Genomic DNA, 3,621 nt, shown 5'->3' with positions numbered 1-3,621 from the left:
GCCTTGGCATATTCGGCGTAGGCAACAGCGTCCGATACGGTGACATGCGCGATCAAATAACCTTTATTCATTTCTTTCTCTCTTTTGTTAGACATGGTTTATTCCAGCGCAATGCAGTTATACAGGCAAACATGCAAGCAACGGGATAGGGTTTTTTACAACGTTTTAATCACATTCAGTTTCTGAGGGCTAGAGGATGCCTGGCGGCGAGCGGCGTCCTGATGCTCAATCATCCATCCCGGATAATAAGGAGGCAGAGCGCTTACTGCATCCAGTCGCACCAATTCCTCTGCTGTCAGAATGATATCTGCTGCGCCGAGGTTGTCGTCGAGCTGATCGATACGCTTGACGCCGATAATGACGCTGGTGACATATGGCCTGACCAGTAACCAGGCAAGCGCTATGCGGCCGACAGATACGCCGTGTCTTTCTGCAATGACACGCATTTCGGCAACGCATTGCCAGGCCCGATCGAGGTCGACGGGTGGGAAATCGAAGTTGCTACGGCGGCTATCGCCATCCGCTGATGAACCGGGTCCGTATTTTCCTGAAAGTAACCGTGCTAACGTCAAAATGCATCTCGCGCGTCAGCCTCGCCCATACTGTATAAAGCAAAGCCCATACCTGACATTTCCGGCTGCTCTTGGGTACGGTCTGAATAGGACTACATCAGAGGGTATTAGCCTTAGGCGTCAGAGCCTCCGGAGTTGCTGAAGCAGCCTCTTTCTGTTTTTCTTCAGCATAATGTTGCAGAAAAGAGGCATATTCTTTCAGCTCTTTCTTGTGGGCATGTTGTTTCCAGGTCGAGGCAATGATGTTAAACCAGTTATAGAGCATGAACCCTGCGAGTGCCGAGAATACGAGCGAAAAAGCTTGCTGCCATGTTTCTTTCGCTGCGCCGTACTCAATGGCGAATAATGCCAGTCCCGCGAAACAGAGCGACAAAATGAAATTTGAAATGCTACCCGTTTTGCTAAAGAATTCAGAGATGAAAGACTGGAACCATGTCATCTCTTTTATATTTAGCTGACCGGTGACGTTAATCTCCAGACGGCCTTCCAGTCTGCCAAAATAACCAATGGGTTTATTTCCCCATGCCATGATATCTAACAAAACATGATGAAATTTATGGTCTTTGATGCCAGTGATGTAGGCATTAATGTCATTGCGGATGATGGTGTAGTACGCGGATGACTGGAAGTCCTCTGGGGAGGATTTTGCAAAATCAATGACGTCCTTAACCCGGGAGTCTTTGTCCTTGAACAGTGCCGCTGAAAGTGCGGCTGATGCACCGATCAGCGCGATGGTAGATATAGACATGTTTTGGGACCTTTAATTTACGTATGCGGAATCACCGATATTTAACGGGTTGAGCATTCATTCACTGAGCGCAATGAGTTCAGATGAGAACTGGCTGAGTGTGCTGGCAACGAGAAGCTTCTCTTTTTTCCTATGATGTTCCTTGAATATGCCCACTGCTCTCAGGGTCAGCGCGCCAGTATTGATGTTTTTCATAATCTGAAGCACGGGTGCACCACTCATGCCGTTCAGACAGTATCAGCCAGGATTTGGTGTTGATGATTAAGGAACTCTCGCTGGGAGACGTCACGTTTATTGGACAAAGCCAGGGTGGAATGGTTGGTATCAGGCTTGCCGCTCTTTATCCGGAAATAATCTCCAAATTGGTGCTTATCGGCACCTCTGCCAGAGAAGAGTTTCCTGAACGGTTGGATAACTGGCGTAGGCAGCGCGAGATTTTACTTAATGGTTCTGAACGAGAACGTGAAGCGATATTTTCTGCTATTCAGCGCCATATTAATGGCAAAGAGTGGTTATTAAAAAATCATGCTGAGGTCATCCACGAAAGGGCAATTATGCTGGCTCATAATCGATCAGGGTTGGTGCTTGCTCTAGATGCTGCCGTTTTTACCCGGGGTGATGTGCGGGAATTGCTTGCCTGTATCATGGTACCAACGCTGATTATTTGCGGCGAAAGCGATACTGCAACGCCCGTGGCTCTTAGCCATGAAATGGCTGCCGCGATTCCAAAAGCATTACTGCTCACCTTAGCCAACGTAGGTCATCATCCGACGATTGAAGCTGCTCAGGCTGTGACAAATGCGATTACTGAATTTTTAGGTTCTGAATGAAATACTCAGTACTAACAGTACAAATTCTTGTGAATATGCAGATCATTAACCAACCGTGGGATGTCAGCGAGGCTTGAGATTCACTCGTACGACAAACAACGTTAAGAAATTAACAGACGGAAATATCAAAACATATGAGACTCATTTTTGGGGTTTAATAGAGGACTTCAAAAATCGAATTTTATCCTTTGGGTATCTTTAGACGGTTTACCGCACTTTTAACCCCAGTGGCCCTTTACGCGAAATCCTCATAGCCTCTATGATATCCGATTTTTGATAGTACCGATGGTTCACCCAATTTTCATGTGATATTGGGTCATCCACCATTTTAATTTGAATAGTTTCAGTGTATAAGACTGGGTTTTTATACAGATTTAGGGCGAAAAATGATGCTGGAAAAAGGTATTCAGGAACTGGTGCAGGACTTTATCGCCCAGGGGCGTCCCTCGATCAGAGATCTCCATATTACTGACAGGCGGGCTAACTATGTTGCCAGTACAGTTTTGGCCGGGGAAACGGAAACGCGTGTTCAGATAGAAGATATAACGCTTGAAGGATCCCGCTTTCGGGTCGTTTCACCCCTGAATACTGCGGGTAGTCTTCCCACACTTATCTACTATCACGGCGGCTGTTTCGTTAGTGGCGGCTTTTCCACTCATGATAAACAGCTACGTCAGCTTGCTTATTACGGCAACTGCCGGGTGATTGCCATCGAGTACCGCCTTGCCCCCGAGCATATTTTTCCAGCCGCACATGATGACGCCGAAAAAGGGGCAAACCTTATCTGGCAATACGCAGACAAACTCGGTGTTGATCGTTCGTGTATTACCCTTTCCGGCGATAGTGCAGGTGGCCATCTGGCTTTTGTCACCGCTCTGCGGCTGAAAGCCGCGGCCCAATGGCAGCCACGCCAGCTTATCCTTATTTACCCGATGCTTGACGCGACAATTCATTTTGAAAGCTATACCCGCAATGGGTTGGATTATGTGATAACTCGCGATACTTTGCTGACCGGGTATGATATGTATCTGTCGCATACTGAACGTTTGCATCCTGAGGCCAGCCCACTGTGGCGGGACGATTTTAAAGGCTTACCGCCAGTGCATATCATCACCGCTGAGTACGATCCGTTATGTGATGAAGGTGAAGCTTTGTATCAGCGACTGACAGAACAAGGAGTCATCTGCACCTGCCAACGCTGGTCCGGAGTGATACACGGTTTCCTCCAACTTGGTGGTATCAGTCAGGCAGCGTGTGATGCGTTGAGATACGTAGCTTGGCGTAGTAATTCTGTCAGTCAGTAAACTAGTAAGGGTTATTAATGACTTTGTAGACGGTGTAACGAACTATATTTAGCTTGCTAATTATCCTGGCGCGCCAATTATACTGAGAATAAAAACATGTTATTAAAAACAGTATTGACAGGGTTTAAAAAATCATTAAATTAGCATTCAACAACGGCAGCATCAGT

At 46.8% G+C, this 3,621-nt stretch carries 3 protein-coding genes and 1 pseudogene; 2 read left to right on the top strand and 2 right to left on the bottom strand.

What is annotated here, in order from left to right; all coding sequences use genetic code 11:
- Positions 1-155 precede the first annotated feature (155 nt).
- Both V1952_RS20585 and V1952_RS20580 read right to left on the bottom strand, forming a co-directional pair.
- Positions 156-557: pseudogene (locus tag V1952_RS20585) on the bottom strand (aldo/keto reductase); the annotation flags it as partial.
- A gap of 112 nt (positions 558-669) precedes the next feature.
- Positions 670-1,320, bottom strand: coding sequence for a hypothetical protein (locus V1952_RS20580; RefSeq protein ID WP_050074773.1), 651 nt, complete (start codon positions 1,318-1,320; stop codon positions 670-672).
- Positions 1,321-1,529: 209 nt separating this feature from the next.
- Here V1952_RS20580 and V1952_RS20575 point away from each other — a divergent pair, with 209 nt between their 5' ends.
- Together V1952_RS20575 and V1952_RS20570 are read left to right on the top strand one after the other, a co-directional pair.
- Entirely contained in the window at positions 1,530-2,150 is a 621-nt protein-coding gene (locus tag V1952_RS20575) for an alpha/beta fold hydrolase (protein WP_420075434.1), read from the top strand.
- Positions 2,151-2,536: 386 nt separating this feature from the next.
- On the top strand, positions 2,537-3,454 hold the full coding sequence (locus V1952_RS20570; protein ID WP_042569332.1) for an alpha/beta hydrolase: 918 nt from the start codon (positions 2,537-2,539) through the stop codon (positions 3,452-3,454).
- The last annotated feature ends 167 nt before the right edge of the window (positions 3,455-3,621 follow it).

The sequence above is a fragment of the Yersinia sp. 2542 StPb PI genome, assembly GCF_048593855.1.
Lineage (GTDB): Bacteria > Pseudomonadota > Gammaproteobacteria > Enterobacterales > Enterobacteriaceae > Yersinia > Yersinia enterocolitica_E.
Note: the sequence above shows the minus strand (reverse complement) of the source record. Positions and strands in the feature narration are given on the sequence as shown.

Coding starts and splice junctions, on each gene's coding strand:
- V1952_RS20570 (WP_042569332.1), top strand. CDS start 2,537: ATGATGCTGGAAAAAGGTATTCAGGAACTGGTGCAGGACTTTATCGCC.
- V1952_RS20580 (WP_050074773.1), bottom strand. CDS start 1,320: ATGTCTATATCTACCATCGCGCTGATCGGTGCATCAGCCGCACTTTCA.